Below are 4,277 nucleotides of genomic sequence, written 5' to 3'. Positions count from 1 at the left end.
CCTCCGCCTTGCGCCGCGCCGCCGGGCCGTGGCCGCGGCGCGGCGCAAGGCGGAGGTGTACGCGGAGGCGGCGGGCGTGCGGATCGGCGCGGTGCTGCACATCCAGGACGTGGACTCCGAGTCGTACGAGTTCCGGCAGTACCGCGGTCACGGCGGCGGGGGCGGCTCCTCGTCCGGGGACCTGGTGCCGGGGATGGTGGAGGTGTCGGCGGGCGTGGTGCTGGGCTTCTCGCTGAGGCAGTAGGTCCCGGGGCCGCCGGACTCCCCCGGGCCGCTCGGGACCGGTCGGTCCCCCGGGCCGCTCGGGGCCGGGCTCCACCGGTCCGCTCGGGCCGGTCGCGGTCGTGCGGGGGTGCCCCCGCCGTCACCGGGACCGGCTGCCCGTCCGCCGGAGACGGCCCCGAAGCCACGGCACGCGCACCCCGCCCCTCTCTCCGGCCACCGTCATTCGTTATTTTGTTCGCTGCCGTCCTCACCGGCTCAGTTCCGTTCCCGTCCTCTCAAGGAGCCGGTCCGTGGATTCCGAGTCCACCGTCACCACCTGCTACCGCCACCCCGGGGTGGAGTGCCATGTCCGCTGCATCCGCTGCGAGCGGTACATCTGCCCGGACTGCATGCGCGAGGCGGCCGTGGGCCACCAGTGCCCCGACTGCGTGAAGGAGGGCGCGCGGTCGGTACGGCAGGCGCGGACCCTGGTCGGCGGCCGCGTCTCGGCGGTGCCCGTGGTGACGTACGTGCTGATCGCGGTCACTGTGCTGGTGTACGTGGCGGAGTTGGTCCGGCCGGAGATCGTGGACCGGTTCGCGATGCTGGGCGCGGGGCTGACCGGGCCGGACGGCGGGCACTACCTGTGGACCGACCCGTACCCGGAGGGCTTCCGTCCGGAAGGGCTGGTGGACGGTGAGTGGTACCGGTTGCTGACCGGTGCGTTCCTGCACCTGCCGCCCACCGAGGGGACGTTCGGCGTCTTCCACATCGTGATGAACATGGTGGCGCTGTGGAACCTCGGCCGGCTCGTCGAGCCGATGCTGGGCCGTGTGCACTACCTGTCCCTGTACCTGCTGTCGGCGCTGGGCGGTTCGGTGCTGGTGCTGCTGCTCGCGCCGGAGGACGCCGTGGTGGGCGCGTCCGGGGCGGTCTTCGGGGTGGGGGCCGCGTACTACGTCATGGCGCGGCGGGTCGGCGCCGACATGCGCACCGTCAACCGGTTCATGGCCGGTCTGCTGGTGTGGCTGGTGCTCTCCGCCGCGGTCACGTCCTGGGAGGGGCACCTCGGCGGGCTGCTGGCGGGCGGCGCGGTGGCGCTGGCGTTCGCGTACGCGCCCCGGGACGGGCGCCGGACGGCGGTGCAGGTGGGCGCGTGCGCGGGGCTGGTGGTACTGCTGGCGGCAGCGGCGGCGATCAGGATGTTCGAACTGACAGGTGGAGGTATTCCCCAGTGAAACGTTCCGGTGCGCTGCTCCTCGCGGCCGCTCCCGTGATCGCCACGGCGGTGTACTTCGTCATGCCGACGGACTCGGCCGACGCCCCGGCCCCTCCGCCCGCGGCCACCGCCCAGGCGGCCCGTGAGGACGCCAAGGACCGGGCCGAGGAGGAGCGGACGGAGGACGACGCGCTCATCGCCGACCTGCCCGCGGGCCTCGCCGCGCCGGAGAAGAAGGAGCTGGCGCAGCGGCTGGTGGCCAGCGTCCAGAACTCCACCCTGGACTGGCGCAGCCTGTACGGCAGCATCGAGGACCACGGCGACGGCCAGGGCTACACGGCCGGCATCATCGGCTTCTGCAGCGGTACCCACGACCTGCTGATGCTGGTCGAGCACTACAGCGAGGAGCACCCGGGCAACGGCCTGGAGCGCTATCTGCCCGCCCTGCGCGAGGTGGACGGCACGGACTCGCACGAGGGCCTGGACCCCGGTTTCACGGCGGCCTGGCGGGCGGAGGCGGAGCTGCCCGAGTTCCGCAGGGCGCAGGAGGAGGTGCGCGACCGCCTCTACTTCGAGCCGGCCGTCCGCCTCGCCAAGCTCGACGGCCTGAACACGCTGGGCCAGTTCGTCTACTACGACGCGATGGTCTTCCACGGGCCCGACACCGACCCGGAGGGCTTCTACGGCCTGCGGGAGCGCGCGATGAAGAAGGCGAGGACACCGGCCCGGGGCGGCTCGGAGAAGGCGTATCTGGACGCCTTCCTCGACGTCCGCCGCGCGGCGATGCTCACCAAGCGGCCGGGCAGCGACACCTCCCGCGTCGACACCGTCCAGCGGCGCTTCCTGGAGGCCGGGAACCTGAAGCTGGACACACCGCTGGTGTGGCAGGCGTACGGCGGGACGTTCCGGGTGCCGTAGGGCCGGTCCGGGCACGCGCACGCAACGACGGCGCCTGCCCGGTCCGGTCGGGGACAGGGGGCAGGCGCCGTCTCGGGGGGTCTGGGGGGCGTCCCCCAGATGTCCCGCCCGTACGCCGTTGTACGGGGCGTCTCGGGGGCCGGTCAGACCGCCAGTGCGCGGTCCGTCGGGCGGATCGGGGCCGGCAGGTCGCTGGCCCCGGTGAGGAAGCGGTCGCAGCCGCGGGCGGCCGAGCGGCCCTCGGCGATCGCCCACACGATGAGCGACTGGCCGCGGCCGGCGTCCCCGGCGACGAACACGCCGGGCACGTTGGTCTGGAAGTCGGCGTCGCGGGCGACGTTGCCGCGCTCGTCGAGCTCCAGGCCGAACTGCTCGACCAGTCCGTTGACCCGGTCGGTGCCGGTGAAACCCATGGCGAGGGTGACCAGCTGGGCCGGGATCCTGCGCTCGGTGCCCGGCTTCGAGGCCGGCTTGCCGTCGACGAACTCGACCTCGGTCAGGTGCAGCCACTGGACGTTGCCGTCCCCGTCGCCCTCGAAGCGGGTGGTGGAGACGGAGTAGACCCGCTCGCCGCCCTCCTCGTGGGCGGACGTGACCTTGTAGAGCATCGGGAACGTCGGCCACGGCTGGGAGACCGGGTTCCGCTCCTCGCCCGGGCGGGGCATGATCTCCAGCTGGGTGACGGAGGCCGCGCCCTGGCGGTGGGCGGTGCCCACGCAGTCGGCGCCGGTGTCGCCGCCGCCGATCACGACGACGTGCTTGCCCTCGGCCGAGATCGGAGGGGTGACGTAGTCGCCCTCCTGCACCTTGTTGGCCAGCGGCAGGTACTCCATGGCCTGGTGGATGCCCTTGAGGTCGCGGCCGGGCACCGGCAGGTCGCGCGGGGTGGTGGCGCCGACGGCCAGGACCACGGCGTCGTACCGCTTGCGCAGCGCGGGCGCCGGCATGTCGCGGCCGATCTCGATGCCCGTGCGGAACTTGGTGCCCTCCGCGCGCATCTGCTCGATACGGCGGTTGATGTGCCGCTTCTCCATCTTGAACTCGGGGATGCCGTAGCGCAGCAGGCCGCCGATGCGGTCGGCCCGCTCGTACACCGCGACCGTGTGGCCGGCCCGGGTCAGCTGCTGGGCGGCGGCCAGGCCCGCGGGCCCCGAGCCGACGACCGCGACGGTCTTGCCGGACAGGCGCTCGGGGATCCGCGGGGCGACGTCCCCGGCCTCCCACGCCTTGTCGATGATCGAGACCTCGACGTTCTTGATGGTGACCGGCGGCTGGTTGATGCCGAGCACGCACGCCGACTCGCACGGAGCGGGGCACAGCCGGCCCGTGAACTCCGGGAAGTTGTTCGTCGCGTGCAGGCGCTCGCTCGCCGCCGCCCAGTCCTCGCGGTAGGCGTAGTCGTTCCACTCGGGAACGAGGTTCCCCAGCGGACAGCCGTTGTGGCAGAACGGGATGCCGCAGTCCATGCACCGGCCGGCCTGCTTGCCGATGATCGGCAGCAGGGAGCCGGGGACGTAGACCTCGTTCCAGTCCTTGAGGCGCTCCTCGACCGGACGGGACGTGGCGACCTCGCGGCCGTGGTTCAAGAAGCCCTTCGGATCAGCCATTGATCGCCGCCTCCATCATCTTCTCGGTGATCTCGGTCTCGGAGAGACCGGCTCGCTCGGCGGCGTCCTTGGCGGCGAGCACTGCCTTGTACGTACGGGGGATGATCTTGCTGAAGCGCCGCACGGAGCCGTCCCAGTCGGCGAGCAGCTTCCCGGCGACGGTGGAGCCCGTCTCCTCCTGGTGCCGGCGGACCACGTCGTGCAGCCACTGCCGGTCGGCGTCGTCCAGCGCCTCGACGGCGTCCAGGTTGCCGGCGTTGACGTGGTCGCGGTCCAGGTCGAGGACGTAGGCGACGCCGCCGGACATGCCGGCCGCGAAGTTGCGGCCG

5 protein-coding genes are annotated in these 4,277 nt (G+C 72.7%); 3 read left to right on the top strand and 2 right to left on the bottom strand.

What is annotated here, in order from left to right; translation table 11 throughout:
- From B7L92_RS37570 to B7L92_RS37560, 3 genes are all read left to right on the top strand, one after another.
- Positions 1–244: SIMPL domain-containing protein (locus B7L92_RS37570; protein WP_143626488.1), on the top strand; the 244-nt coding region annotated here is incomplete at its 5' end.
- A gap of 271 nt (positions 245–515) precedes the next feature.
- A complete protein-coding gene (locus tag B7L92_RS37565) occupies positions 516–1,442 on the top strand; it encodes a rhomboid family intramembrane serine protease (protein ID WP_081241585.1) in 927 nt (308 codons plus the stop codon).
- Positions 1,439–2,341, top strand: a complete 903-nt coding sequence (locus B7L92_RS37560) for a chitosanase (protein ID WP_081241584.1) — start codon at positions 1,439–1,441, stop codon at positions 2,339–2,341. Before B7L92_RS37565 ends, B7L92_RS37560 begins: the two co-directional genes overlap by 4 nt.
- 143 nt (positions 2,342–2,484) lie before the next feature.
- Here B7L92_RS37560 and B7L92_RS37555 read toward each other — a convergent pair whose 3' ends face one another.
- A complete protein-coding gene (locus tag B7L92_RS37555) occupies positions 2,485–3,948 on the bottom strand; it encodes a glutamate synthase subunit beta (protein ID WP_081241583.1) in 1,464 nt (487 codons plus the stop codon).
- On the bottom strand, positions 3,941–4,277 hold a 337-nt coding region (locus B7L92_RS37550; protein WP_143626486.1), incomplete at its 5' end, for a GltB/FmdC/FwdC-like GXGXG domain-containing protein. The genes B7L92_RS37550 and B7L92_RS37555, both read right to left, overlap by 8 nt.

The sequence above is a fragment of the Streptomyces viridosporus genome (genome assembly GCF_002078235.1).
In the GTDB taxonomy this organism is placed as follows: Bacteria; Actinomycetota; Actinomycetes; order Streptomycetales; family Streptomycetaceae; genus Streptomyces; species Streptomyces viridosporus.
The sequence above is the reverse complement of the archived record's forward strand: the minus strand, read 5'-3'. Positions and strand labels throughout refer to the sequence as shown.